At 70.6% G+C, this 26,231-nt stretch carries 20 protein-coding genes; 13 read left to right on the forward strand and 7 right to left on the reverse strand.

The genetic code is table 11. The features are described from left to right. The first annotated feature begins 14 nt into the window (after window positions 1-14). The gene (locus LQ327_RS22605) at window positions 15-2,696 is read left to right on the forward strand and encodes a hypothetical protein (RefSeq protein WP_230738022.1); all 2,682 of its coding nucleotides are present in this window, start codon (window positions 15-17) and stop codon (window positions 2,694-2,696) included. Here the strand turns inward: LQ327_RS22605 and LQ327_RS22610 are convergent. From LQ327_RS22610 to LQ327_RS22620, 3 genes are all read right to left on the reverse strand, one after another. Then, entirely contained in the window at window positions 2,685-5,852 is a 3,168-nt protein-coding gene (locus LQ327_RS22610) for a BTAD domain-containing putative transcriptional regulator (RefSeq protein WP_230738023.1), read from the reverse strand. The genes LQ327_RS22605 and LQ327_RS22610 overlap by 12 nt on opposite strands. 491 nt (window positions 5,853-6,343) lie before the next feature. After that, on the reverse strand, window positions 6,344-8,509 hold the full coding sequence (locus tag LQ327_RS22615; protein ID WP_308286359.1) for a DUF3376 domain-containing protein: 2,166 nt from the start codon (window positions 8,507-8,509) through the stop codon (window positions 6,344-6,346). Between the two features lie 162 nt (window positions 8,510-8,671). After that, window positions 8,672-8,917: a hypothetical protein gene (locus tag LQ327_RS22620; protein ID WP_230738025.1), complete on the reverse strand. Its 246-nt coding sequence runs from the start codon at window positions 8,915-8,917 to the stop codon at window positions 8,672-8,674. Between the two features lie 344 nt (window positions 8,918-9,261). Between LQ327_RS22620 and LQ327_RS22625 the strand changes: the two genes are divergently transcribed. Further along, window positions 9,262-10,062 carry a hypothetical protein gene (locus LQ327_RS22625; RefSeq protein ID WP_230738026.1) on the forward strand — a complete coding sequence of 267 codons (801 nt, stop codon included), beginning with the start codon at window positions 9,262-9,264 and terminating at the stop codon, window positions 10,060-10,062. A gap of 72 nt (window positions 10,063-10,134) precedes the next feature. Here LQ327_RS22625 and LQ327_RS22630 read toward each other — a convergent pair whose 3' ends face one another. Beyond that, window positions 10,135-10,611, reverse strand: a complete 477-nt coding sequence (locus tag LQ327_RS22630) for a LysM peptidoglycan-binding domain-containing protein (RefSeq protein WP_230738027.1) — start codon at window positions 10,609-10,611, stop codon at window positions 10,135-10,137. Window positions 10,612-11,042: 431 nt separating this feature from the next. Between LQ327_RS22630 and LQ327_RS22635 the strand changes: the two genes are divergently transcribed. The 3 genes from LQ327_RS22635 to LQ327_RS22645 all read left to right on the forward strand — a co-directional run bounded on the left by LQ327_RS22635 (window position 11,043) and on the right by LQ327_RS22645 (window position 13,858). Then, on the forward strand, window positions 11,043-12,521 hold the full coding sequence (locus LQ327_RS22635; protein WP_230738028.1) for a DUF6777 domain-containing protein: 1,479 nt from the start codon (window positions 11,043-11,045) through the stop codon (window positions 12,519-12,521). After that, window positions 12,518-13,513 carry a hypothetical protein gene (locus tag LQ327_RS22640; protein ID WP_230738029.1) on the forward strand — a complete coding sequence of 332 codons (996 nt, stop codon included), beginning with the start codon at window positions 12,518-12,520 and terminating at the stop codon, window positions 13,511-13,513. The genes LQ327_RS22635 and LQ327_RS22640 overlap by 4 nt, the downstream gene beginning before the upstream one ends. Window positions 13,514-13,651: 138 nt before the next feature. Then, window positions 13,652-13,858 carry a hypothetical protein gene (locus LQ327_RS22645; protein ID WP_230738030.1) on the forward strand — a complete coding sequence of 69 codons (207 nt, stop codon included), beginning with the start codon at window positions 13,652-13,654 and terminating at the stop codon, window positions 13,856-13,858. Window positions 13,859-13,924: 66 nt separating this feature from the next. Here the strand turns inward: LQ327_RS22645 and LQ327_RS22650 are convergent, their stop codons facing one another. The 3 genes from LQ327_RS22650 to LQ327_RS22660 all read right to left on the reverse strand — a co-directional run bounded on the left by LQ327_RS22650 (window position 13,925) and on the right by LQ327_RS22660 (window position 15,732). Beyond that, the gene (locus LQ327_RS22650; RefSeq protein ID WP_230738031.1) at window positions 13,925-14,695 is read right to left on the reverse strand and encodes a hypothetical protein; all 771 of its coding nucleotides are present in this window, start codon (window positions 14,693-14,695) and stop codon (window positions 13,925-13,927) included. Between the two features lie 142 nt (window positions 14,696-14,837). Beyond that, complete coding sequence (locus LQ327_RS22655; protein WP_230738032.1) at window positions 14,838-15,146, reverse strand: hypothetical protein; 309 nt, start codon at window positions 15,144-15,146, stop codon at window positions 14,838-14,840. A gap of 352 nt (window positions 15,147-15,498) precedes the next feature. Next, window positions 15,499-15,732, reverse strand: coding sequence for a hypothetical protein (locus LQ327_RS22660; protein ID WP_230738033.1), 234 nt, complete (start codon window positions 15,730-15,732; stop codon window positions 15,499-15,501). Window positions 15,733-16,004: 272 nt separating this feature from the next. Here LQ327_RS22660 and LQ327_RS22665 point away from each other — a divergent pair, with 272 nt between their 5' ends. The 8 genes from LQ327_RS22665 (at window position 16,005) to LQ327_RS22700 (ending at window position 26,076) form a co-directional block, all read left to right on the forward strand. Further along, window positions 16,005-16,448, forward strand: a complete 444-nt coding sequence (locus LQ327_RS22665) for a hypothetical protein (protein ID WP_230738034.1) — start codon at window positions 16,005-16,007, stop codon at window positions 16,446-16,448. Window positions 16,449-16,539: 91 nt separating this feature from the next. Beyond that, window positions 16,540-17,382, forward strand: coding sequence for a hypothetical protein (locus LQ327_RS22670; protein WP_230738035.1), 843 nt, complete (start codon window positions 16,540-16,542; stop codon window positions 17,380-17,382). A 198-nt stretch (window positions 17,383-17,580) separates the two neighbouring features. Continuing rightward, window positions 17,581-19,854, forward strand: a complete 2,274-nt coding sequence (locus LQ327_RS22675; protein ID WP_230738036.1) for an Hsp70 family protein — start codon at window positions 17,581-17,583, stop codon at window positions 19,852-19,854. 79 nt (window positions 19,855-19,933) lie between these two features. Further along, complete coding sequence (locus tag LQ327_RS22680; protein WP_230738037.1) at window positions 19,934-20,581, forward strand: sensor histidine kinase; 648 nt, start codon at window positions 19,934-19,936, stop codon at window positions 20,579-20,581. Continuing rightward, complete coding sequence (locus LQ327_RS22685) at window positions 20,572-21,237, forward strand: LuxR C-terminal-related transcriptional regulator (RefSeq protein WP_230738038.1); 666 nt, start codon at window positions 20,572-20,574, stop codon at window positions 21,235-21,237. Before LQ327_RS22680 ends, LQ327_RS22685 begins: the two co-directional genes overlap by 10 nt. 98 nt (window positions 21,238-21,335) lie before the next feature. Continuing rightward, window positions 21,336-22,721: a sensor histidine kinase gene (locus LQ327_RS22690; protein ID WP_230738039.1), complete on the forward strand. Its 1,386-nt coding sequence runs from the start codon at window positions 21,336-21,338 to the stop codon at window positions 22,719-22,721. After that, complete coding sequence (locus LQ327_RS22695) at window positions 22,718-24,583, forward strand: sensor histidine kinase (protein ID WP_230738040.1); 1,866 nt, start codon at window positions 22,718-22,720, stop codon at window positions 24,581-24,583. The genes LQ327_RS22690 and LQ327_RS22695 overlap by 4 nt, the downstream gene beginning before the upstream one ends. A gap of 404 nt (window positions 24,584-24,987) precedes the next feature. Then, window positions 24,988-26,076 carry a beta-propeller fold lactonase family protein gene (locus LQ327_RS22700; protein WP_230738041.1) on the forward strand — a complete coding sequence of 363 codons (1,089 nt, stop codon included), beginning with the start codon at window positions 24,988-24,990 and terminating at the stop codon, window positions 26,074-26,076. Window positions 26,077-26,231: the final 155 nt, after the last annotated feature.

Raw genomic sequence — 26,231 nt, forward strand, 5'->3', positions numbered from 1 at the left:
CTCACCCTCGATGGGTGCCGCCGCGACCGCTGGCGTTGGTCGTCATGGTCGGCGCGATCGCGTCACTGGTGGCCGGGCTGCTCGCATACCGCGGGCAGGTTGAGGGCCTGCCCGAGCTGCAGCTGTCCGGCACCGCCGATGCGGCGCGGGCGATCGTGGCCGAGGTAGGAAGCATCGCACCGTTCCAGGACGCGCTGGCCGCCGATTACCGGCTCATCGCGGGCTACACGACGTTTCTCGTGCTGGTCCTGGTCGTCGGGTGGCAGTGCTTCGCCGGGCCCAGTGCGCGGCGCGCTGCGGGCGGCCTTGCGGGCATTGCCGTCGTGGCAGGCCTGCTCGATGTCGGGGAGAACCTCGCCGTCGATCGCGGGCTCCTCGGACTCGCCGCAGTTCCGGACCAGAATGCCTGGTGGGTGGTCGCCGCCGCGGCGGACACCCTCAAGCTGGTTCTGCTCGTACCGACGGCAGGCGCCGCCATCGTGACCCTCCTGCTGATCGGCGGGCGAATGCTTCGCCCGCCAGGACGATCCTCACTGTGCCGCGTCGTGCCGGGCTCGGTTGTCACGGGGGAGCCGCGCGGATACCTACCGGACGTCGTCCGGGTCGAAGGCGATCGTCCGGCCCGCAGGCCCGGCGTGTGCGTTTCCGGCGGCGGGATCCGATCGGCATGCGTGACCCTCGGAGCCCTCCAGGTCCTCCGCGCGAATGGACGACTCACCGACGCCGGCTACCTCTTCTCGGTTTCCGGTGGCGGTTACATGACGGGGGCACTCCGCCTCGCCATGCAGCGTCCGGGAACCGGCAACGGCGCACGAGCGCTGTCTCCGGACGCCTACTCCGAGAGCACCCCCGAGCTCGCCTACATGCACGCCCACGGTGACTACATCGCTCAGGGAGCGGTGCAGTGGGTCAGGGCCCTCGGCGTCGTGCTCGCGCACCTGCTGTACGCACTGTTCCTGCTCGCGTCCCTCGCCGTCGGGGTGGGCCTGCTGCTCGGCCTGTTCTACCGGGAGTTCCGGATCGCGGGACCGGGCCTCGCGCACGCCTTCGATCTGAGATCTCCGTTGGGGGGAGACCCCCTTCCGACGGATCACTCTCCGGGCGCGACGTGGACGATCGGAGCGCTGCTCGTCCTGACGGTGCTGCTCTGGCTCATCGCGGGCGCGGTGGAGGGTCTGACCGGAGAGCCGCACCCGCGGTGGCGAGGCGCCGCCTGGGTCGTCGCCGGCCTGACGCTGCTCGTCGCCGTGGTGACGATGCTCGTGCCCGCCCTCGTCGAACTGGTGATCTGGCGTCCGGATGTCGCGAAGTTGACGGGGTCCGTCGGCGTGATCGGGAGTGTGCTGACGACCCTCAAGACGCTCGGGTCGAAGGCGTCCTCCGGGGCTCCGTCGGGCCGCTCCCTGGCGAAGGCGACACAGTACGTCTGGCCGGTGGTGGTGGTCATCGTCGTCGCGCTGATCGTCTTCGGGATGCTGCTCGGGATGGCGGCGACGCTCGATGCGGTGGTCCAGTCGCGCGGCGACCGGCCGTTGCTTCTCTACGGCCTCGCGGCAGGCGTCGTGGTCGCCGGGGTCGCGGCCAAGTTCTTCGACCAGACCAGCGCCAGTCTCCACCCCTTCTATCGTCGCCGGTTGAACTCCCTGTATTCGCGCCGAGAGGGTCCCGACGCCGTGCCATACGGCTATGACGAACGGACGAAACTGTCCACCTACGCAACCTCGGTCGACGGTTATCCGAGATTCGTCTTCGTTGCTACGGCACACGTGAAAGAGCCCGGGGTCGCGACGCGCCCGGTCCCGTACACCTTCAGCAGCAACTGGGTCGGAGGGGCGCACGTCGGATACGTACCGACAGAGGCACTGATCGACAACTCACCGCCCTGCTATCGCGGCGACCTCACGCTCCTCGGCGCTGTCGCGATCTCCGGCGCCGCATTCGCGTCCGCCATGGGCGTCGTGAGCAAACCCTTCGAGGTACTGCTGGCCCTCAGCAATGCTCGTCTCGGCGCCTGGCTGCCCAATCCGGTCCGGCTGGGCCAGGATGCCGCCGTTGCCGGAGGCTGGACCCGTCGTCGGTTGCCCCGCGTACGCAGCGAGAGCTACCACGCGCGGGAGGTGTTCGGCAGCCACCCCGTCGACGATCCGCTCCTGCTGATCACCGACGGAGGGCACTACGACAACCTCGGCCTCGTCGAGGCCCTGCGGCACCGATGCGAGACGGTGGTCGTCGTCGACTCGAGCAACGACACCCCGCCGTACCCGACCACGCTCATCGACGCGATGACCCTCGCCGACACCGAACTCGGCGTGACGATCGACCTGGACGATCCGGATGCCCTCGCCCCCGGCTCGGTCCTCGCCGACGGCGACCTGCCGCAGCCGTGGGAATCCCTCCTCCCGAGGTTCTCGTCGAGCGCCGTCGTCACCGGGACGATCCACTACCCCGCGGGACCGCTGGGCCCTGCTTGGGACGGCACGCTCGTCGTCGTGAAGGCTCGGCTGACGCTCGACCTGCCCTACGAGGTCCTCGCCTACGCAGCGTCGAACCCTGACTTCCCGTACGACTCCACCGCGGACCAGTGGTTCGACGCGGCCCAGTTCGACGCCTATCACCGGCTGGGTCGCCGTCTGGGCAAGGTGGCGGTCGAACGGCTGACCGGCCTCGGGGTGCCGGTGTCTCACTCAGCGGCGTAGGCCCAGCGGCAACGGCGCTCGCGGGTCCTCGACGGCGAGGAGGCATCGTCTGGCCGCCGCCGCCCACGGTGGCCACCCCGCCCGGTCGGCGAACCCGACCGCTGCCGCGAAGTCACGACCCGCCGTCGTGACGTCGTCGAGCGTCCACGCGGCGAGGCCGGTCCAGAGCGTCACCGGCCCGACCGCCGCTCCCCCGAACCCGACCAGCACCGCGCTGTCGGGATCGGCGGGCAGGACCTCGCGGACGTGCGCAGCGACCGCGGTGTCGCGCAGGTTGAAGGCGGCCGCCGTGGCGACAGCCCGGGCCGCGCGGGCGAACCACATCGCCGGGTTGACGGTGCGACGCGAGTACTCGGCCAGATGTGCCCGGGCCTCGTCGTCGTGCCCTGCACAGGACTCTGCGAAGGCGGCTCCGGCGGACCACGCCGCGGTGTTGGGCGACCGGGCCGCGGCGTACGCCGCGAGTTCGGCGATCTCCGCGACGGTGCCGGCGAGCAGGTGCTTGACCAGCAGGTGAGCGCCGGCGGCGAGCGGTGCGCCGGGCAGTCCGAGCGCCCCACCCCGTTCGGCGGCGCGCTCCGCCGCGGCATCGGCGCCCGGGTCGCTCTCGGCCAGCAGCATCGCGGCCTCGGTGACCTGCGCGGCCCAGATCGAGCGCGGGCGGAACCACCGCTCGGCCGCGGTCTCGAGCTCCACCCGCAGCTTGTGGGCGCGCTCGGTGTGCCCGACCGTCAGCTCGGCGCTCATGAGCAGTTCGGTCGCGTCGAGGTGCAACGACGGGTCACCGGTGGCGACGGCGAGCCGGTGCGCGTCGGCGGCGACGGCGAGCCGCTCGAAGGCCGGCCGGCAACCGTCGACCAGCTCGCGGGCCTCCAGCGCACGCACCCGGGCCTGCGCCCGCGGGTCGTCGTCGGCGATCCGGTCCGCCAGCGCCCGCGCCTCGCCGATGAGCGCGGGCGCCGCGTCCTGGGCGGTGGCCTCGGCTTCACGAACGGTGGCCACGAGCAGGTCGAGCCGTCGCGCCGGCGGCAGCCGCCGGTCGAGCAGACGGCACAGCCGCGCGTAGCGGCGCGGATCGCCCTGAACCGACAGGCCCAGCGGCTCGTCGCCGATCGCGACCTGCACCGCCAGCTCGTCGTCGCCGGCGGCCATCGCGACGGCGAGGGCCTCGTCGAGCGCCTCGTCCGCATCCTCGCCGTCGGCCACCCCGAGCGCAGAGAGGCAGAGCGCCCGATGAGCGAGCAGCCGGGCCCGGGCGTCGTCGGGAACGGCCGGCAGCGCCGCGTCGAGCAGCGCGAGCGCCTCGGGCAGTGCTCGCCGCCGGTAGGACTCCGCGCCGGCCGCCACCCGCGCCGTCGCCACCCGGGCCGCCGGCAGCAACGACGTCGCACCCTCGCTGTGGCGCAGGACGGTGAAGACGTCGGCGTCGCCGTCGAGCGCGTCGAGGCGTGCGAGGTGCAGGTGCGCGGCGCGGACCGGGGCGACTCCGGCGCGCAGGCCGTCGGCGTCGAGGTCGTGGCGCAGCACGTAGCGGTCGCGCTCGCCGACGACGAGGCCCGCCCGCGCGGCCACCTCGAGGTCCTCGGACACCTCGAGCGCTCGGCGGCCGAGCACCGCGGCGAGACCGGTCAGGTCGATGGGACGCAGGACGGCAAGGGCCTCGACGGCGCAGCGGGTCGAGTCCGGGAGCTGGGCGGCCTGGTGCCCGACGACGGCGCGCACCTGCTCGGGGACCTCGGTGATCGCCCGAGCGGCCTGGTGTCGGGTGGTGCACCGACCGAGCAGGTCGAGCAACGCCGTGACGTGGAGCGCGAGGCCACCGGACCGCTCGACGACCGCAGCGACGAGGTCGTCGTCGGGTACAAGGGCGGCGAGGCGGCGCCGGACGAGGGTCGCGACGGCGTCCGGTGCGAGCGGGCCGATCTCGTGGGTGGTCACGTCGCTGTGGGTGGTGAGGTCGGCCCGGGCGCGGTCCCAGTGCGGGTGCTCGACGGCGTCGGGGGTCCGGGCCGCGACGACGACCACCACCCCGGCGGGCAGGCCGCGACGAGCGAGCGCACGCAGGACGTCGAGCGAGGCGGAGTCGGCGCGGTGGGCGTCGTCGAGCGCGATCAACAACGGCGCTTCGGCGGCGAGCCGTCCGAGCTGCTCGTGGACCCAGGGACCGAGGTCGCGGTCCGAGACCGCCCCGCGGATCTCGAGGTCGTCGATCACCTCGTGCCACGGGGCGGCGGGGGCGTCGTTCTCGCCCCAGGCACTCGCGGCGGTCCGGGCCCCGCGGGCGCCGGCAGCGTGGACGACGGTTCGCAGGACAGCGGTCTTCCCTGCCCCCGCCCGGCCGTGCAGGACGATCATCCGGCCGTCGTCGTGCAGCGCGTCGAGGACGGTTCCGGCGACGGCCTGACGGCCCACGATTGCCGGCGGCCTCGTGGTGGCGGGCCGGGGCCTGAGCGTGGCGAGCGAGCCGTAGAGCTTTCGGAGCTCCCGGCCGGGCTCGACGTCGAGCTCGTCGCGCAGCCGGCGCCGGACCTCGAGATAGGTGTCGACGGCGTCCCGGTGCCGGCCGCGGTCCTTCAGGGCGCCGATGAGCAGCGCCGAGAGCTCCTCGTCGGTTCGGTCCTCGCCGGCGAGGAGGTCGACGACGTCGCCGGGGCGCTCCTGTTGGAGCAGGAGTTCGGCATGACGGACGGTCAGGTTGCGCCGGCGCTGCTCGGCGCCGCGGCGGGCCTCGGTGAGCCGGACCGACTCGATCCCGGGGAACGGTGTGCCGCGCCAGACGACGCGGGCGTCGTCGTACTTCGCGAGGTCGGCGCCGCGGGCCGCCTCGTCGGCGAGGCGCTGGAAGTGCAGGAGGTCGACCGCGTCCGGGTCGAGGTGGAGCGTGTACAGCCCACCGCGGGCGGTGATCCACGGCTCGGGCCGCTCCCCCAGCCAGGCCCGGAGTCGGGTGAGCGCGATCTGCAGGGCGCCACGAGGGTTCTGTGGCAGATCCTCGCCCCACGCCTCGTCGATGAGCAGGTCGCCGGCGATGGGCTGGCCGGCATGGACCGCCAGGAGCGCGAGCAGCGCCGCGTGGTTCCGGCTGCGCCGCGATACCGCGGCCGCATCCCGCTCGACCGCCACCTCCCCGAGCAGGCGGATTCGCACGAACGTCATGGTTCCCCCCAGATGTCACGATGAGTGAGCACCTGGGGCGGAAGAGTACGACGTTCGGGAAGGCATGCATGCGGCTATATGGGCGAATTGATGCTACTCAGCGCTGATTCCAGAGAGTCCTCTTCATTGCGCGACGATCTCCGTGTGGCGAAGTGACAGGCCACTGAAAGCGGCGCACGCTCTACTACGGGTTGTATCGCGTCAGCGGGGTTGGGGGACGCCGTGAAGATCGTGGTGGGAATCGTCGTGGTGGGAGCTCTCGGCGTGGCGGCGTGGGCGACAGCGCCGTGGGTGTCGATGGGCCGGCGAGGCACCGTCGACGGGCGGACGTTGGCCGCGTGCCGGTCCGAGTGCGCCATCCCGGCGCCGCGGCAGGCTGGGGACGACGTGCCGTCGCGGGTACGGAGCGCGTGACCCCCTCGGTCGCTGGTGATCACTCCGGGAGGCGTCGGCTGCTCACCACCACGGGACGGGAACCCGGCCGTTCGGAATCAGTCCGACCGACGTGGGCCGAGGAAGAACCCGCGGAGCTTGCGACGGACGATGACCCCCGGGACCAGCCACAACGGGTTGAGCGTGAGCCGGGTCCGCAGCATGGTGCCGACCTTCGGGGCCACGAATGCGATGGGTTTCGGCTGGTCTGTGTGCGCCGCGCGCAGCATCCGAGCGGTGCTGTCGAGCAGACCGTTCACGGTGTTGCTGTCGATCTCATGGCGTAGGTCGATCTCCGTGCGGTTCCCGACCGCTTTCGTCTCGACGTCGAGGTCCTGTCCGGCTCCCTCGACATCCCAGATGCCTTGCTGGAGCTCCAGGATGTCGGTGGAATCCAGTCCCAGCGCCCGGCCCAGTTGCGCGGCCGCATCCAGTCGGCCCCAACCCCAGTCCCAGGCGCGCCACTCCGCGTGGCCGAAGGCGCCGAAGTGCCCGAGACGGGTGCCGTAGAGCTTCTTGTCCCCGAAACCCGCGGCGCTCGGAGCCAGGGGGCTGTCGTTGTCCGGTCCGAGGCGGAGCAGCTGGAAGGGCGGTGGGGCGGAGCGGACCTGCGGCGCCAGGGCCTGGCTGACGATCTCGACGGCGACGACGGCTTCGGTGACGACCTCGACGGTCGTGCCCACCGCGCTCGCATAGGCATCGATGGCGCGCGAGAGCTCGGTACGGCGTGTCCGACTCCCCTGCTCGAGCGCGCGACTCACCATCTCGCCGATCACCGGACCACCCGGTCTTGGATCCTTCGCCTCGTCGACGACCCCGTCCTCGATGCGTTCCCGCTCCTCGACCAGCCCCCCGAGCGCCCTGCTCACCTCACGCGCTCCCGCACTCAGGGCCGCGGTAGTGCCGCGCTCGTGGAGGCGTCCCCGCAGATCGGCGAGCAGGTTGCGGACCATCCGCTCCGCTGCCGAGTGCCCGTACATCGCGAGGTCCTCCGCCGAGACCGGAGGCTCGACGGAAGCGCCCGGCGTCGGGTTGCTGAGCAGGGGCTCCAGCCGGATCACGTTCTCGGTACGTCCCTGGATGCGGTCGACGAACGCGGCGACGTCGTAGTGCGGCTGCTGCAACCGGTACTGCGCGCGCAGGAAGCTGCTGCCGGCCCTGAGCGCGGCGATCACGTCCTTGCTCACGGCCGGGTCCACGGCAGCGCGAAGGGCGCTCAGCGCGGCGCCGCGCTGGGCATCGGCCGTCGAGAAGATCCTGGTGAGGTCGTCGAGGTCGTCACGGAAGTCCGCCTCGCCGGGAAAGGTCAACGCCGAACGGAGCACCGTGAACCACGACGGCTCGTCGGTCCCGATCGCGGACGCAGCAGGCAGGACGCCACCGCCGCCGTCGGACGGGACGACGTAGACCACGATCCGCTGGACGTCGCCGTCGACGGGACGAGCGACGATCTCGTCGAGCACCGGACCGAAGGGGGCGTTGTCGAGCACGCCGCCGTCCATCAACCGGTCCGTGAAGTCCTGAGGCCCGATCGCACGGTCGAGAAGCGCCGTGGGCTCCTCGATCGGCGCGAACGCGACGGGGAAGCCGGCCGACGCCCGCGCCGCGGGCGCCAGCGCCCCGAAGCTCGTCTCGAACTCGTTCCCCTCGCCCGACGGCGGCTGCGACCGGAACCGGTAGACGCGCCGGTGGTCCGGTGACAGGAAGCCCTGCGAGAAGGAGTCCGCGTAGGCGCGCCGATGGTCTCCGAGCGCCGTGCTGGTCACGAACAGGGTGACCGGTGACGACGGCGCGCCCGAATCGCTGCTGTCGCGTATCCCGCAGAGGACCTCGCCGACCGTCTTCTGGAAGAAGCCGCCGTCCAGGACCGATGACGAGGCCTTCTTCGGCGGCAGGAGCTTGCCCCGCGAGATGCTGCCGCTCTCCTGCCACATCTGCTTGAGGTCGGGAAGGGTCGTGCCCAGGCCGTAGCTCGTGGCCAGGATCGTGCCGTTGAGTCCGCCGGCGCTGGTACCGGCGACGATGTCGATCTCGACCGTCGTGTCCGAATCGGCACAGATCCTGCGCCACCGCTCGTACTGCGGCAGGTCGTCGTCCGCGAGTCCGCCGCGTCGGCCCTGCGATGCGCGGGCCGCGAGATCGAGCTCCTTCGCGACTCCCCCCATCCAGACCGCAAGACTGATCCCGCCATTCATGACCAACGCCAGACGCACAGTCCGAGACATCGCTCCGCCCCCCGGAAGTCTTCATCGACCAGAGCACGAATATGACAGCGAGTCAGTGAATCGTCGGACCAGATCCTCCCAACGGCGCACTCATCGTGCTCTACCGGCCTAAACCTGACCCTGGCGCAGCTCAACGACTGGTCGACGTCGCACCCGCTGTTTTCAGCGGCGCAGGCCCAGGGGCAACGGCGCCTCCGGATCGTCGAGCGCTCTGAGGCACGCACGGGCCGCCGCGGCCCAGGGCCGCCAACCGGCGCGATCCGAGAGCGCGACAGCCGCGGACACATCCCGGCGGGCCGTCGGGATGTGGCCGAGCGTCCACGCCGCGAGCCCCGTGTACTGGGTGACCGGGCCGAGCACCGCGCCGCCGAACCCGACGAGCACCGCGGCGTCGGGGTCGGCAGGCACCGTCTCCCGCACGTGGGCTGCGACGCGCGCATCGCGAAGGTTGAAGGCGGCGCCGGCAGCGATCGCCCTCGCCGCCGGTGCGAACCACATCGCCGGATTTCTCGTGCGCCGCAGGTACTCCGCGAGAATGCTCCCGGGCCTCGTCGTCGTGCCCGGCGCATGTCTCGGCAAAGGCCGCTCCGGCGGCCCAGGCCGCGGTGTTGGGGGACCTTGCGGATGGCAGTCGCTGTCCGGCCATCCGGGCGGTCCACCTCTGCTCAGGACGGGCGTCGGCGTCCGGCCTCGACCCCGGCCTTCACTGCCCCGGTGGCTTGAAAGCCCGGTGAAATGGCGTCGGTCTCTCCTTGAGCACCGCGACGGTGCGGGATTGCTTGGGGGGAACACACATGAAGCGAGGAGTCCGCGCCGCGGTCGTTGCCGCGACCTGCGCGGCGGGTCTGACCCTGACGGCGTGCGCCAGTGGTGGAGCCGCTGCTTCGGCGAGTCTGCAGACGAACGCGTTCACTGCCTGGCTCGAGGAAGCCGCCCGTGTCGCGGACGAAGGAGTGCCGGAGGGACGCGTGATCGCCGAATCCAAGCCGTTGCTCGACGCCCCGGCCGGCGTGCGACCCGCCGATCTCGACCACCTCCTGCAGTCGGCTCCCCCGCCGACCGTCGACCCGCAGGTCGCGCCACTCGTGCGGACCCTGAAAGCACGGCAGGCGGCCACTACGCTCGCCGCGAGCGCCCTGACGGCCGACAACGCCGGCGGCGCCGCCATCGATGCGACGGCGGCCGCATCGACTCAGTACCCCCAGGTGGAGGCGGACCTCCAGACGGTCGGGCGCGACGTCGTCAAGGACATTGCCTGTAACGCGCTCCTCGATCAGCTCCAGCCTTCGGAGCAGCAGGAGGCCGAGAACGCGGGCGAGCCCGCGTGGGTCCAGATCGGAGCCCCGACGGTCCAGGCGATCGAGACCGTGACGGCCAAGCGGTTTTCACCCGAGTTCGGAGGGCTCGTCGAGTGGAGCACCTGGGGGTACGGGATCGGCAAGGACGCCGACGACATCGTCAGCGCTGCCGCGAACACGGCCACCACGCCCGACGCCACCCACGCTCCCGCGTTCTACTACTACGTCCGCATCTGCCTGGCGCCGCCGTCCTGAGCTCAGGCAGCGAACGCCTCGGAACAGACCTCGTCGGCGGGCGGGCCCGTCATCGGACCCGCCCGTCGGAGATCAGAGGTCGTGGACGCGTAGGTGGAACGGCCTGTCGATGAAGTTGTTGCCGGCGTCGAAGGTGTGGACCGTCACGACGTGGTTGGCTCCCATCGCGCCGAGCTGGGTCGTCACCGAACCCGGCTGCTGGTCGGAATCGTCCGCCGCCCCGAGGGTTGCCTGCCACAACCAACGGCTGATGTCCTGCGGGAACGTCACGCTGTAGATGCCGGTGTTGACCCGGTTCACCTTGATGTTGTTGTCGGAGCTGCGTGCCGTGTCTCCGTTGATGTTCACGACGATCGCGAAGTCGGTCATGGTGCTGTCCCCTCCGGATTGAGAGCTCTGCCTGATGTTGATGACCTGATCGACGAAGATCTTGTTGGGATCCGTGATGTCCGGGTTGATCGCCAGGAGAGCATCCACCGTTGTGCCGAACTTCTTGGCGATCGAGGTCAGGGTGTCTCCCGCCCTGACCGTGTACGTCTCGAAAGCCATGTTCTTCCCCCTCGTTGCTTCGATAACCCAGTCTCGAAGCTATCGGCCGGTCTCCTGCCGATTCGAGGGCGGATCCGGTGAGCCTCTGTACGCAGTTACTGCCCTTGCGATCAGAAGGACCCACTTGGTAGTCGCACGGGAATATTGCGGTCAGTGACAACACGAGAGCGCAGCGCCACGTCGAGGACTCGATCGTGATCCGTGGCGGACAGGAAACAGTGCAATTGCGTTGGTTTCGGACGCCCGTTCTTGAATCTCGTTACTCCGAACGAGGGTCATTCCTGGAAGCTCGGCATTCGGAGAGTGACTTCCTCGAGTGAGCTGTTCAGACTCGGGCCGGTCGGCGGGGGATGCCGACGCACGCGTCTGGCCGAGCCAGACGTTCCGCTCGCGGAGATACGGCACCGTAGCGGGAAGTGGGGGGCCGATGCATGGGCGTGACCCTGCGCATTCACATCACCCGACGATCGGTCGGCTTCACCTTGGCTGCGATCGCGATCACCGGACTCCTGATCAGCGGCGTGATCGTCGCTCTGGCCGAATCAACAGCAGCCGTGAACACGCTCGAGCCGGTGAACGCCGCCGACGCCTATCCCTTCGTCGCCGAGGCGGGCGCGGACGTTGGTCAACCCGCCGGCGCCCCACCCGGCGTCAGCGGCAAGGTCGGAGGCGACCTCCCAGGCCTGTTCGACGAGGAGGTTCCGCAGAGCTGCCGAGTCGGGATCATGATCACGGCACTTAAGGCCGACGCCGTGCGCGCCTCGGTCTGGGCCGACGAAGAGGGGACACAGATCACAGACATACCTGATTTCCTGAACCAACTGACCCCACTGGTGCTGGGGACCGACACAGCTGTGACCGAGCACGATTACCGGGCCGGCCATGCAACGGCGTACGACGCGGTTCTCCAGCGAGGAACGGCCGTGCTCGTGACGAGCTATGGCGTTCCCGCCGTCAAGTGTGTGGACGCCAACCCGCTCAGCCCGCCGGAAGCGGGGACCCCGGAGGGCTACTCCGGCGCGAGCTGGCCCGGCTTTGCACCTGGGACCGTCACTGACGTCGAGGCCGCCTCGACCACTATCGGGGCGTTCCGCGTCGTGGACTCGCGAACGGGGCAGTCCAACGATGAACAATCCAACGGGTCGGACGACGATGGGAACGAAGCCATCAACAGTCCGCTGCACGGCTCCCAACACGACGTCTCGCCGCCTATGAACGGAGCCGAAGCGCTTTTCCAGAAAAAGGCCTGGCGCTATGCGAAGAGCAGTTCATCTGCGGCCGGCAGCACGTCGGCTCCTACGGCGAGCACACTGAATATCGAGACCCAGGTCTGGGACCCTGCTCTCGACAGGTGGACCACGGAATACCTGTCGCCTGCTGACCTCTCGAATGCTCCATGTACCCCTGTCGCATGCAACTATCTGCAGGACTCGAGGTTCGATCCAGCACCGATCCAGACCACCGCCGACGGACAACCGGTTCTGGGACCGGGCGGCAGTCCTCGATCCTGCGGTGACCCTGACACCGATACCGTCTACTGCAGGCCCCCTCCGGGCGCGGTCGCGATTCTGCGGTTCACGCAGCCCATCTCCGTCAACGAGGCGACAGCGAGAGATCTACTCATCGAGGCTGGCGGGAGCGTGGACCCGGAGCGCACCTACGCCACCACGCCGCGGCCTCCGAGTCCCGCGCCGATCACCATGGCCACACCGACGCCCACCCCGCCGAGCACAACGTCGACCACAGCGAGCACCACCAGCACTCCGTCGGTGCCGCCGGAGACGTCAACGTCGACTTCAACGACATCCTCGTCGACGTCAGGCCCGTCGGGTTCGACATCGACGAGTCCGGTGGAACCGAGAACGCGCCCGAAGGTTCGCCTGCCGATCACGACCACCAGCGGCCAGTGACCGAATCTCCGGCCGAACCGTCGCCCGATCACGAGGAACCACGTCAGTTGCCGGCGTCCAGAGACGACGAACGAGGAACGGGCCCGTCGTCGAGCGGCGAGGCGAGCATCGGCCTACCGATGGCGCTCAGGTTCTTCGCTGCGGTCGTGGCGCCGACGACGTTGGTGACGGCCCTGCTCGTCTACTTCGGACGCTTGTACACGGTGGGGCAGACGGGCTATCTCCATGTTGAGTCCACGATCTTCAACTTCAGCGTTCAGGACTACCTTGCCCGCGCCGCGGCGGGTTTGTACGTTCCGCTCGTCGCGGTGGTTGGTTGCGCGGCAGTCACCCTCTGGGCGTGGCGACTCCTCCTTCATGTGCTCGCACCGGACGCGCGTGCGCGGGTCGCCCGGGTCGCCGCGCCGGTCGTCGGCTCGCTCGGAGTCCTGCCACTCATCGTCGCCACCGTCGCCCTCTTTCAGATCGCTCCCCGGACCTGGCCGCCCGAACTCGGTGGCCTCTGCTTGTCCGTCGGAGTCGTCATGATCGAGGCCGGCTTCACGCTCTTGCGCCTATCAGGAGAGCGCACGCGCAGCAGTGCCCTCGCGCCTTCGGCCGTCGCCGAGTGGGCGGTGGTCTTCCTGCTTTTCGGTGCCGGTCTCTTCTGGGCGGTCGGCGACTACGCGAACGATGCCGGGACCAGCTGGGCTCGTCAGACCGAGCGCGACCTCGCGAGCAGCCCCGACGTCGTGCTCTACAGCACGACGGACCTCGGCGTCGAGCTCCCCGGAGTCACTCAGACTTTGTGCACTACCCCGGCCGGGCCCGAGTCCACTTCAGCCTTCCGGTTCCGTTACGAAGGGCTGAAGCTCGTTCTCCAGTCCGGCGGTTACTACTTGTTCCTGCCCGACGGCTGGACATCGACCCACGGGACCGCAGTGGTGGTTCCTCAAAGCGGCCTCCGCCTTGAGTTCAGTCCGCCCGCCAGCGGTCGCAGAGGCCGGTGCTAGAACCCGGAGCTTCCCAACCGGTACTGCTCCGGCTGGTGGTGTGCCGAGCACGGCGGGCTGGCTAGCGTCGCTGCGCTCGAGGGCTCGACCTGGGCCGACTGGTCCCAGGGCGACGAGCTGACCTGGGAGACGAGAGCAGTGGTTGAGAACAAGTCGGTCGATCCGCAACCGCGCATCCGCGCCGAGGGGCCGCTGGCGGTGCACCCGACGCGAGGCGCCTCGTTGGTGACGGGCGCCCTCGTCGTCGGCGCGGTCGTGGGCGGGAGCGCGGGCTACCGGGTGGGCAACCTGATCTCCCACCGACACGGCGGACCGCGGCCCCGTCGCCATACTCCCCGCGGCTGACTCCCGACACGACGAGATGGCCGGCCCCGTGCTGCCGCGGGACCGGCCACCCTGCATCGGCCGGAATCAGTTCCCGAGCTGGTCGTAGACCTGCTGGGTGGCCGAGTCGATCGCACCCGCGTCCTGGATCGCGCGGCCCTTGATCTGCAGCGCGGTCGAAGGATCGGGGTCCGCCGCCTGGTCGAGGTCGGCGATCAGACGATCCGTGGCGGGCAGGAGCTGCGTGTTCACGGCCGCCTGCTGCTCGGTCGGGAACATGATGCCTCGGATCCCCTGGTCGTACTCGTACACCGCCGCGCGGAAGTTCGTGATCCCGGTGCGGGCCGCCTGCTCGTCGCTGTTCTGCGTCGCAGCATTCTCGACCTGCTCGAACTGCTGCGCGGCTTGGCCTACCCGGGCGTAGTCCGCGTTGAGCTGCGTGCGGGCGGTTGCGGCGACGGCGGACGGGTCCGTCGATGCCGGCTGCGACACGCTCCCGGCGGGCTGGCCCGTCGACGCCGATGACGCGACCGGCCCAGCGACGGGGCGGCTCATCGCGATGATGACGATCACCCCGATCAACGCCGCCAGGGACACCACGGCGACGAGCTGGGGCCAGATCGTGGTCGGGCGCCGCCGAGGGGCCTCTCCTGCCGGCAACGGCGAGGCGAGCCCGGCGGGAGCCGTCCAGCGATCGAACGTGACGCCGTCCGGGACGGTCTCGGCTGTGGGAGGCGAACCCTGACTCGGGATGCTCCCTCCGAAGCTTAGCGAGTACGCCCGCAGGTTGTCCTGCGAACCCGTCGTACGGGGCTGCGACTCCTCCGTCGTCAGCTGGTCGTCCATGGGATAGGTCATGACGTGCCTCCAGGGCATCGAGATGAATACGGTTGATGTCGGTCGGGTGTTCTGGTCGGGACACGCGGACGGCCGCGGCTCGTCGGTCCTGTTCGGACCGTGCGAGCCGCGGCCGCCCCTCCCCCGGATGTGGGATCAGTCCTCAGAAGTGGTGGACCATCCCGTGCTCGCCGCCGTGGTTCTGGCCGCCGTCGTGCCCGTAGCGCCCGCCGTCGTGCCCGTGACCCCAACGGTCGTGGCCCCAGCCGCCGCGGTCGTGGCCGTGGCCCCAACGGTCGCCGTGGTAGCCACCGCGGTCGCCGTAGTGGTGGTCGCCGCCGCGGTAGTGGTTACCGTCGCGGTGCCCACCATCGCGGTGTCCACCGTCGCGCTGCCCGCCGTCACGATGTCCACCGCTGGGGAACTGTCCACCCTGATGTCCACCCTTGACGGCGAAGTGCTGCTCGCTCATTGTTCTCTCCCACTCCGTGTGCCGGACCGCGTTCGCGGACTTCGATGTGTTCTCCGCTCTGCGGCTGAGAAGAACGATGCCGTTCGGCGGTGAGCCCGCACTACAGGGCGATCCCACCAATTCTCGTTGACGACCCGCATCGGCCGATGGGGGTTAACCCGCATCCCGACTCGCGTGCGCCGCTACCGGGGTCCGGAATAGCGCTCGAGGAGCCGCTCGGAGGTGGCCGGCGCCCGTGGTGACGGGTCGCGCCTCAGCCCGGCGCCGATGGCTGTCCGCCACCCCGGACAGCAGTGATCGGCCGACGCGGTCCGCGTCGACCGATCATCCTGCGGGTTGCCGAATCCCCAGGTCAAGCCGGGATCGAGAGGGCGCTACGCCCGAGCTCGGTCAGGACGACCGGCTCGGTGAGATCCCCCTGACGCACCGAGATCAGCTGCGAGCGGAGGAGCCCTCCGACCGCGAACTGGTCGGCGATCGGCAGGCCGTCGACGGCGAGCGTCGTCGTGCCCGTCGCGGTGACGCGTCCCCTCGCGACGGCGAGGAGCACTGCCCGGTCCCGATTGCTGATTCCACTGGTGAACATGTCCGCACCGTTCTGTGAGTGAGCGATTCTGGTGCGGACGAGCGTGGCCCGGGAGCGCCCATTCCCGGTAGCTGGTCAACCATGAACTCGCGGCCAGGCCAACCCGTCGTCGACATGCGGGTTAACCCCCACGGGTCGAGGCGGGTCGTGAACGGGAATCGGTGGGATCACCCTGTAGTGCGCCGATTCGAGCGACGGCATCGTTCTTCTCAGCCGCAAGGCGGAGAGACGAACTCCCCCGACGCGGCCGACACAGTGAAGAGGAGACGGACATGAGCGAGCACATCACCGTCCGCGGTGGCCATCAGGGTGGGCAGCTCCCTGGTGAGTCCCACCGCGGTGGCGAGCACGGCGGCGCCGAGCAGCACGGCGGCAGCCACCGGTTCCCCGGCGGGGGACACGGCCCCGTCGTACCCCCGGTCCACCCCGGACACCCGGGGTTTCCGGTCCACGGGCCGACCCACCCCGGGCACCCTGGGTTCCCGGTCCACGGGCCGATCCACGGGCCGATCCACCCCGGGCCCATCTGGAACCACCCGCGGCCGCCGCACCCCCCGATCCACTGGCCGCACCCGCCGCACCCGCCGATCCACTGGCCGCACCCGCCGTTCCCGCCGTTCCGCCCGCCCTTCGGTGAGCGGCACGACGGCGGTCGGCACCCCCACGACGACGGCCACAACCACGGCACCGACCACGGGCTCATCCACCACTTCTGAGCCCTGACCCACCAGGACGGCCGCGGCCGGCCGACGGTCCGAACCGGACCGGGTCGACCGCGGCCGTCCGCTGTCAACCGAGGAGAGCGAGATGTCGATCGGGCAGGCGGGCGGCCCCGCCCTCACGACCATCGTCAACCAGGCCACCGCCGTCATCCCGACGCGCATCACGCCTCGAGTCCCCCACCCGACGGCGTTGGCCGCCGCCGCCCAGCGGTACCACCGGCGCTCGGCGTTCTACGAGGAACGCACGGCCGCGTGGAGCGGGAACCTCTCGGAGCGCTTCTCGGACATCGCCGGCGTGGTGTCGTCCGACTTCGGCGAGCGTTTCCAGTCCGTGCTCACCGACACCGAGCGGACGATCGACTCGAGCGACCCGTTCAAGGACTGGCAGTGCTACGCCGCCGAGCTCGACCGTCGTCTGAACGACGAGGTGTGGAACAACCACCAGGTCGCCGTCAGCGCGGTGCGCTCGCTGTCGGAGAGCTCCGCGCGGTACCTCGCCCTCGATGAGACCGAGGTGATCGACCCGCCTCCTCCGTCCCTGCAGAGCGCCCTCGCCTCGGAGGCACCGGACGCGACCGCGCTCAAGGGCGGCCGACTCAACGCCCTGATCAACATCGTCATGCGCGGCTACATGGGTTTCATGATGCTGCTCATGGTGAGCAACTTGGTGCTCAAGATCTCGATGTCGGCGTGGTACGGCGTCCTCCCCTTCGGGCTCCTCGCCGCGGTGGCCTGGCGTGAGGAACGGGCACGGCGCCTCGCCGCCCGCCGCGCCGAGGCGCAGCGATTGACCCGGAACCACCTCGACGAGTTCGCGACGCGGGCGATGAAGGACAGCCAGGACCTGCTCCGGGCGCTCGAATACGGATTGCGTCAGGCCTACCGGGCCAGGGTCGCGCGGGTGCTCGCCACGCCTGAATGGCGCTGACCGGAGCAGCCTTCACAAGAAAATGCCCATACCAAGGGCACGCTGTTCCCTTTGCTTTACTTTTCTGCGCGTTCAGCGGCCGACATGCTGCTCAACGTGCAACTTTCCGGCCACCGACTAGGCCGTTCATGCGAACAGTATCGACCCCATCCGCAGCACCTACTACGTTCTGTGCCGCCCGTTGAGGAAGGAAGCACCATGGCGTTCTCGCTGGGCGTCGACCTGGGGACGACTTATATCGCCGCCGCGACCGCCCGAGCCGGTCACGCGGAGATGTTCAATCTCGGCAACCAGTCCATGAGCGCGCCCGCCATGGTCTATCAGGGTCCGAACGGCGATTCTCTGGTGACCGGGCAGGCGGCCCAGCACCAGCTCATCTTCCACCCCGAGCGGGTCGGCCGGGACTTCAAGCGCAAGCTCGGCGACAAGATCCCGCTGGTGCTCGGTGGAACCGAGCACGAGGTGACCGCGCTGCTCGCCGCCCTCCTCAGTGACGTGCTGGCCAGGGTCGTGCGCTACGAGGGAGCCGAGCCCGACAGCGTCCTGCTGACCCATCCCGCGAACTGGGGACCGTATCGCCGCGGGCTCTTCGAGGAAGTGCCGCAGCTGGCGGGTCTCCTGGACACCGCGACGGCGACCGAGCCGGAGGCGGCCGCGACGCACTACGGCAACTCACGCAGTCTCGAGGTCGGCGAGACGATCGCGGTGTACGACCTCGGAGGCGGGACGTTCGACGCCACCGTGCTGCGCAAGCAGGAGGACGGCATCGAGATTCTCGGCACCGAGGGTGTGGAAAGGCTGGGCGGGATCGACTTCGACGAGGCGATCCTGACCCACGTCAACCGGGAGACCGGCGGGGCCCTCGATGCCCTCGACATGCGCGACCCGCAGAGCTCGGTGGCCATCGCCCGACTCCGCATGGATTGCATCTCGGCGAAGGAGGCGCTCTCCAGCGCGACCGAGACCGCAGTTCCGGTCTTCCTGCCGAACCGGTATCTCGAGGTCCCGATCACCCGGGCGCAGTTCGAGGACCTCGTGCGCGCCGACATCGAATCGACGATCACGGCGTTGGCGGGCACGCTGCGCTCGGCACGGGTCACACCCGCCGATCTCAGCGCCATCCTGCTGGTCGGGGGTTCGTCGCAGATCCCGCTCGTCACGCGCATGGTCTCCGAGCAGTTCGGGCGCCCGGTCGTCACCGACGTCGATCCGAAAAAAGCGATCGCCCTTGGCGCGGCCGCGCTCGCGGACGGTCAGAACCCGCCCACCGAGGCTCCGTACACCTGGTACGAGGACCCGGGTGGTGACGGCCCTCCCGAGCCGCCGCCCCCGCCGGCCACCCTGAGCGGCCCACCGCCGGAGTTCCCCGGGAACGACCGCGAGGGTCGCCGGCGCCGGTCCGTTCCGTGGGCCGCGGTTCTCGTGTCCCTGGTGCTGGTGCTGCTGCTGGCCGGAGGTCTCGCGTGGGCCACTTGGTTCCGGCCCCAGCCCGGTCCGCCCACGCCGCCCCCGAGCCCGGTACCCGCCGCGGTCGCGAGCAGCGACACGGCCACGGTCTCGTCGACGTTCCCGGTCGCCGGCGGCCCGCAGACCCTGGCCATCTCGCCGGACGGCTCCCGCCTCTATCTGACCACCGGGACGTCCGTCGTGGTCGCGGACACCGCCAGCGGCCGCGTCGTCGCTACGGTGCCGGTCGCGGGCAGCCCGCAGTTCGTCGTGTTCTCGCCGGTCGGGCACCGGGCCTACGTCTCCGCGTACTCCCCGGCCTTCGGCCAGAACGTCGTGGCGGTCTTCGACGCGCAGAGCAACTCGTTCGTCGGCCTGATCCCGACCGGCCAGAAGTCGGCGATGGGGTCGGAGCAGACCTGGTTGTACGGCCTGGCCGTGTCCGCCGACGGCTCCCGGCTCTACGTGCCCAACCACGACTCCGGGACGGTGTCGGTGATCAACACCGCCGACGACAGCACGCTCGCCCAGGTCCCCGTGGGCGACACCCCGCACTGGGCGGCGCTGAGCCCGACCGCGCCGCTCGCCCTGGTCACGAACCACATGCCGGGGACGGTCACGGCGCTCAACACCTCGACCGACACCGTCACCCGCGTGATCCCGATCGGCCAGGGGGTCTCACCGCACAGCGCGGCCTTCGCGCCCGACGGCAAGATCGCCGAGGTCACCGACTACGACGGCGACACCCTCTCGTTCATCGACCCGACGACGTTGTCCGTCGTCACGACGATCCCCGTGGGTCGGGATCCGCAGAGCGTGGCCTTCGCTCCCGACGGCCGGCACAGCTACGTCGTCAACAACGACGACAACACCGTCAGCGTGATCGACACCGCGACCCGCAAGGTCACCGACGTGGTGCCGGTCGGGGCCGGTGCAGCGATGGTCGTCGTCGCTCCCGACGGTCGACACGCCTTCGTCGCCAACCAGACCGCCAACACCGTCTCCGTCCTGACCATCGGCTCGTGAACCCGGGTCGGGTTTTCCCTACCGCAGCCGGAGGGCGACCCCTCTGCCGCTCCTGCCCGTCCGCCCCCACGATGAAGTGATGACGCGCGGCTCGGTCCCCCGGACCTACGCCCCGACCCCGGGATCCGGGGCGGGAGTCCGCGAGCACTGGATGCAGCGACTCGAGCTCGAGCGCGAACTCCACGACGGGGCCTCCCTGCGTCTCTCGGCGCTGTCGGTGCGCCTCGGGGTGGCCCGCCACCAGCTCAGTGCCCACGACCTGGCCGTCGAGAATCTCATCGACGAGGTCCACGAGGAGCTCGTTGCCGCACTGCACGAGCTGCGCCGGCTCGGCTCGAAGCTGTACCCGCCCGTCCTGCACGCCTCCGGGCTGGCCGTCGCGATCGGCGATGTCGCGGTCGCGATGCGGCTGCCGGTCGAGGTCGTGGGAGGCGCACAACGGTTCGGCCCGGCGTCGGAGGGGGTGGCTTATTCGGCTCTCGTCACCTGCCTGCCGATCGTGTGCCGGGCCGGCGCCAGGGTCGCCGTCGACATCGGGGGCGCGGACGGTGAGCTATCGGTACGGCTCTCCGGGGGCTCGCGAGGACTGGATCCCGACCTTGCCGTGGAGGCCGTCGACGCGATGTCCGAAGCAGTGGCGGCGGCGGGTGGCTCCTGCGAGATGGTCCGACGCCCGGCAACCGAAGAGGGGGACTCCATGATCGTGGTGATGCTGCCGTGCGAGTAGCGGTCGCCGAGGACCTGTTCGTCTTCCGTGACGGGCTGGGGATGCTGCTCGAGGCAGCCGGCCACGAGGTGGTGGCCCGGGCCGGCGACGGCGACGAGCTGGTCGCGGCCCTGGCGGACCAGCCGGCCGACGTCTCGATCCTCGACATCAAGATGCCGCCCGGAGCCGAGGGAGGCCTGACGACCGGCGCGCAACTGCGCGCCGACTACCCCGACATGGGCCTGCTGTTCCTCTCGCACTACTCCGAACTGCACTACCTGATGCGGATCCTGGGTATCGGGGCCGAAGGCGTCGGGTATCGACTGAAGGAGCGGATCGCGAGCGTCGAGACCCTCACCGACACCCTGAACCGCATCGCGGACGGCGAGGTCGTGATCGAGCCGGCGCTGGCGAAGCGACTCGTGGAGAAACCCCGCGCCGAGGACGACCAGTTGGCGTCACTGTCGCAGCGGGAACGCGAGGTGCTGCGGCTCATGGCGGAGGGCCGGTCGAATGCCGGTATCGCCGGTCAGCTGGTGATCGGGGTCAAGACCGTCGAGAAGTTCATCGCCGGCATCTTCGACAAACTCGAACTGCGCAGCGACGAGTCGTCACAGAACCGCCGGGTGCTCGCCGTCCTGAGCTACCTGCGCGCCGAGCAGGGGCCTCGGCTGTAGTCGGCCGTCAGCTCTCAGCCCGGGAACAGCGCGCAGGACTACGCTGGCCTGCCGGTCGGCCGGTGGGCCGAGGGACGGCACTTCGGCGGTGGTGGGTCGTGGGGGCTCGGCTGACGACGGTCGCCCGGCTGGGGCTGACGAGCGTCCTGGTCCTCGTCGTGTTCCTCGCGGTCGGTACCGGTGTCCGCACCGTGACGCCCTCCCCCGTCGTCGGGATCGTCGGCGCGCTGGTGGCCGCCCTGGTGTCCCTGGTCCTGGTGATCGTCACGCGGCCCCTCGTCGACCGCGTGACCGAACGCCTCGCGCCCGATCACCGGACCCCGTACGCCGCACTCGCGGCGGCCGTCGGACACTTCCGCGACGGCGCCCTCGACGAGGCCCTCCCCGGCCTCGCCCGGGTGCTGGTCGAAGGTGCCGGTGCCCAGCAGGCCCGGGTGTGGCTCGCGCGCGACGACGCCCTCGCCGTCGTCGCGACCCATCCGCCGTCACGGGCGCCGGAGACCGACCGGGTCACCAACGCGGAGATGTTGCTCGCCCGCGACGACGTCGACCACGCGGTCCCGGTGCTCGAGGGACCGTCGGCGCGCGCCTGGCTCACGATCGCCAAGCCCGACGGCGCCGTCGTGCCCGCCGATCGCCGGCTCATGGGCGACCTCGCCGACGGGGCGAGCCTGCTGCTGCGCGGGCTGGCCCTCACCGGCGAGCTCGAGCAGCGGATCCGGCGCGCCGACGAGCTCGGCAGCGAACTGGCCGACTCCCAGCACCGGCTGCGACGCGCCCGCGACCTCGAACGGCGTCGGCTCGTCGCCGAACTGGACACGGTGATCATCAACCGGCTCGTCCGCCTCCGGGGCGACCTCGCCACCCTCGAGGGTGAGCTCGCGGTCGACACCCTCACCAAGGCCGGCATCCCCTCCAAGGTCAAGGCGAGGACCGCCACCAAGCGCTCGCTCGACGCCCTCGCCGAGACGCGGACCAGCCTCGACGATCTGCTCGACCATTTCCGGATCATCGTCCGCGGCGTGTATCCCTCGGTGTTGCGGGACCAGGGACCACGTGCCGCGCTCGAGGAGGTCGCGACCGACCTCGGGCGACCGGTGCGACTCGACGGCTCGCCCGGTCGCCGGCTGACGCGCGAGGTCGAGTCGGGCATCTACTACGTCGCCGCGGCCGCGATGCAGCAGCTGGCCGACCGTCCCGGCCCGCAGCCTCTCCGGGTGCACCTGACGGTCAACGACGGCCGCTTCTCCGTCCTCGTGGTCGACCAGGAACCGCCCACCGGCATCGACGACCTGCGCAGCGCCCTCGGCGACGAGACCGACCGTCTCGAAGCCCTCGGTGGAGTCCTCAACGTGGAGCAGGACCAGACCGGGGCGACGCGGGTATGGGCCTGGCTGCCCACGGACCTGCAGCCCGCCACGCAGATCGAACCGGGGCTCGGCGCCGAGCAGGCGGTCCCGGCCGGTGCAGGACGCGAGCCGTGAGCGGCGAGGCCGCCGGGGTGGACCGACGGACGATGCTTCTCGGTGGTGGAGCGGTCGTCGTCAGCGCGGCGGTCTTCGTCGTCGTCCACCTCCTCACCGCGGGTCTCGGCGAGGTCGGCGTGCTCCTGGCCGCTCTCGGGGCAGCGGTGGCGTTCGGGGTGAGCTGGTACCGCTTCGAGCGCACCCCGGGCGGCGACCGGCCGACGCCCTACAGCGTGCTGGCCGCGATCACCGCCCACACCGGCGTGACCCCGGACGGCGTCCCCGACCTCGCGCAGCTCACGGAGACGATCGGTCGCGGTCTGGGGGCACGGAGCTGCCGGCTGACCGTCCACCGCCCCGGGCTGCGCGACCGCGCGCACGCGTGGACGGCGCCGCAGACCCCCGACGGCCTCCCCGAGGTCGAGGTCCCCATCCGGTACCACGACGACGGGATCGGGTCGCTCGCCGTCGACGACCGGTCCTACGACCGGGCCCGCGTCGGCCGGGACGGCAACCTCGTCGACGACCTCGCCGCGGGCCTCGGGGCCGTCCTCGCCATCGGCCGGCACAGCATCGACCTGGAACGGCAGCTGCGGGCCGCGCGGGCGCACGCCGAGCAGATCGCCCAGGGTCGTCGAGCAGCGGTCGCCGAGATGGACCACGAGCGGCGGACGATCGAGAGTGATCTGCACGACGGCGTCCAGGGCCACCTGGTCTCGATGCGGCTCGGGCTCGGTCTGGTCGAGCAGCAGATCACGCTCGGCGACCTGCCCCGAGCCCGCGAGCGGCTGCCCCTTCTGGTCGACTCCCTGGACACGACCGAGAATGCACTGGCGAACGTGTCCGCGGGCGTGTCCACGCTGGTCCTTCGCGACCAGGGCCTCGTCGCCGCCCTCGAGGCGGACCTGGGCCGCGCGGAACCGGCGATCGACCTGCGATGCCAGGGTGCCGACCGGGCCCGTCGCTACCCCGAGCTCGCGGAACAGACCGTCTACTTCTGCTGCCTCGAGGCGGTCAACAACGCCCGGAAGCACGCGGGCGGCGCCGCGATCGTCGTCGAACTCACCGCGGACGACGACGCCCTCCGGTTCGCGGTCCGCGACCAGGGGCCGGGGTTCGACACGGACGTCCCGCACGCCGGACGGGGGCTGAGCAACCTGACGGCCCGGGCCGCCGGGGCCGGCGGGTCGCTCACCATCGACTCGACGCCCAGCTCGGGCACCGTCGTCGAGGGATTCGTGCCGATCGTCCACGGGGTGACCGTCCCCGACGAAGCGGTCGCCCCTCCGGCGGTCGCGCGGGTCGCGGCCGCCCCTCCCCCGCTCGCGACCGGGCCGCTGGAGCGCCAGGTGCGCGGCATCGCCCAGGCCGCGGCCGCCGCCTGCACGGAGCCGCCGCCCCCGGAGCTCGAGGACCTGCTCACCGAGTTCGGTCATGACGGCGAGGCCGTGGACGGTCACGCCGCGAACGCGCGCGAGCACGCCCGCGCCGCTCTCCTGCGGATCGACGAACTCCTCCCGACTCTGCCCGTCGCCCTCGAGCACGGCCTCGTGCTCCGCGAACAGCTGGAGCGTCTGCGGGTGGGCGCGCACGAGGTCCGCGAGCTCGAACTGCTGGATGCCCTGGAGCGCGGCAGCGTCGTCCTCCCCGGCCAGGACGTCGACACGGTGCGCCGGCTCCTGGGGATCGACGGCACGTCGGCCGACGTCCGCCTCGGCCTCTCACCGGAAGTGCCACGCACCCGCATCGACGAGGCCGCCCACGAGCAGTTGACGATCTGGGAGGGCCGCGCCCAGCACCCGACAGCACACCGTTCGGAACGATGGGCCGCCGAGATCCTCATTCGGACGTGCGAGGACGTGCTGATGTCCGAAGAATGAACCGTCGGAACGGATTTCGGCAGATATGTCGCATTCTGCAACCTCGTCGAGAATCGCCCTTACGTTCCCGCCCCGGCGAGATCCCACGAGTGACCCAGAGTGCTCTTTCTTGCCCGCAACGTATTCCATCTGGGCCAACGACGTTCGATGTCGCAAGATGAGACACGGGACGTCGTCACTCGACGTGGAGACCACCCCGAGATCTGCAGTGAGGGGCGTCGGCGATGGCGCAGATGAGCCAGTTCGGAGCAGCGCGACTTCGACAGGAAATCGAGAGCACCGGAAAGCAACCTCTCGAATCGAACATTTCGCCGGACGAGGCTGCTGCTCCGCCTCCGACCGAGCGCATCGCGCTCGCGACCGATGGCTCGCCGGGGACCGGGGACGGACCGCGGACCCGTCCGTTGAGGCGCCGCGGGTTCGTCCTGCTCGCGCTGGCCATGGTCGCGCTGCTCGTCGTGGGCGGGCTCCTGGGCGCCCTCCTGTTCCGGTCCGGCCCATCGACTCCGGCTCCCGCGGCCGGCCCCACCGCCGGCGTCGGGGCTGCCCCGGTGGCCATCGCGCCGCCTGCGCCCGTCGTCGCGAGCGTGGACACGCCGACGGTGATCGGTACCTGGAGCGTCGGGAACGGACCGGAGTCGATCGTGGTGACACCGGACGGTCGACGCGCCTTCGTCACGGGTTCCACGGCCGACGTTCTCACCTCGCTCGACCTCACCACCGGGGCCACGGCGACGTTCCCGGCGCCCGGGCCGCCGCAATACGTGTCACTGACCCCGGACGGCCAGCACGCCTACGTGACGATCGCCCGCGACAACCCGCCCATGAACGCCATCGCCGTGTTCGACACGACGCGGAACATGTTCACCGCGCTGATCCCCTCGGACCAGCAGCACCCCTACGCGCTGGCCGTCGCACCCGACGGTCAACGGGTCTACGTGCCCAACCACGACTCCGGGAACGTGTCGGTCATCGACACCCGGTCGAACGTGATCGTCGCGAACATCCCGGTGGCGCCGATGCCGCATTGGATCGCCTACACGCCGAGCGGACGACTGATCTACGTCGCCAACCACATGTCCGGGATCGTCACGGTCATCGACACGAAGACCAACACCGTGGTGACGACCATTCCCGTCGGCGGGACGCCGCACAGCATCGCCGTCTCGCCCGACGGTCGGCGTGCCATGGTCGCCGATTACGACGGCAACTACGTCTCCGTCATCGACACCGCGACGAACCGAGTCGTGGGCACCGTGCCGGTCGGACAGAATCCGCAGGACGTGGCGTTCTCCCGCGACGGCGCCCACACCTACGTCGTGAACAACGTCTCGAACGACGTCTCGGTGATCGACAACAGCCGCGACGCCGTCGTCGCCACCGTGCCGGTGGGTACCAGCCCGCGTCAGCTCGCGGTCTCGACGGACGGCCGTCGGGCCTTCGTGACCAACGGCGAGTCCAACTCCGTCACCGTCCTGAACATCGCCGGCTGACCCGGGAGGCTCGGCACGACCTTCCACCAGCGGCGATGGCGCGTCGATCGAACTCTTAGCGCCCGGCCCACTCATCGCGCTTCGGGCGTGGACGAGATCCGGCCGCCCAGCACGGGGCGGCCCGCTGGACCTGTGTGTCAGCGGCGGAACAATCC

Origin of the sequence: Actinomycetospora endophytica (genome assembly GCF_021026375.1) — a bacterium.
GTDB classification, from domain to species: domain Bacteria; phylum Actinomycetota; class Actinomycetes; order Mycobacteriales; family Pseudonocardiaceae; genus Actinomycetospora; species Actinomycetospora endophytica.

What these genes read in the sequence shown, in the direction of transcription:
- LQ327_RS22610 (WP_230738023.1), bottom strand. Translation starts at nt 5,852, where the DNA reads ATGACGTTCGTGCGAATCCGCCTGCTCGGGGAGGTGGCGGTCGAGCGG.
- LQ327_RS22615 (WP_308286359.1), bottom strand. Translation starts at nt 8,509, where the DNA reads ATGTCTCGGACTGTGCGTCTGGCGTTGGTCATGAATGGCGGGATCAGT.
- LQ327_RS22630 (WP_230738027.1), bottom strand. Translation starts at nt 10,611, where the DNA reads ATGGCTTTCGAGACGTACACGGTCAGGGCGGGAGACACCCTGACCTCG.
- LQ327_RS22635 (WP_230738028.1), top strand. Translation starts at nt 11,043, where the DNA reads ATGGGCGTGACCCTGCGCATTCACATCACCCGACGATCGGTCGGCTTC.
- LQ327_RS22650 (WP_230738031.1), bottom strand. Translation starts at nt 14,695, where the DNA reads ATGACCTATCCCATGGACGACCAGCTGACGACGGAGGAGTCGCAGCCC.
- LQ327_RS22655 (WP_230738032.1), bottom strand. Translation starts at nt 15,146, where the DNA reads ATGAGCGAGCAGCACTTCGCCGTCAAGGGTGGACATCAGGGTGGACAG.
- LQ327_RS22660 (WP_230738033.1), bottom strand. Translation starts at nt 15,732, where the DNA reads ATGTTCACCAGTGGAATCAGCAATCGGGACCGGGCAGTGCTCCTCGCC.
- LQ327_RS22665 (WP_230738034.1), top strand. Translation starts at nt 16,005, where the DNA reads ATGAGCGAGCACATCACCGTCCGCGGTGGCCATCAGGGTGGGCAGCTC.
- LQ327_RS22670 (WP_230738035.1), top strand. Translation starts at nt 16,540, where the DNA reads ATGTCGATCGGGCAGGCGGGCGGCCCCGCCCTCACGACCATCGTCAAC.
- LQ327_RS22675 (WP_230738036.1), top strand. Translation starts at nt 17,581, where the DNA reads ATGGCGTTCTCGCTGGGCGTCGACCTGGGGACGACTTATATCGCCGCC.
- LQ327_RS22680 (WP_230738037.1), top strand. Translation starts at nt 19,934, where the DNA reads ATGACGCGCGGCTCGGTCCCCCGGACCTACGCCCCGACCCCGGGATCC.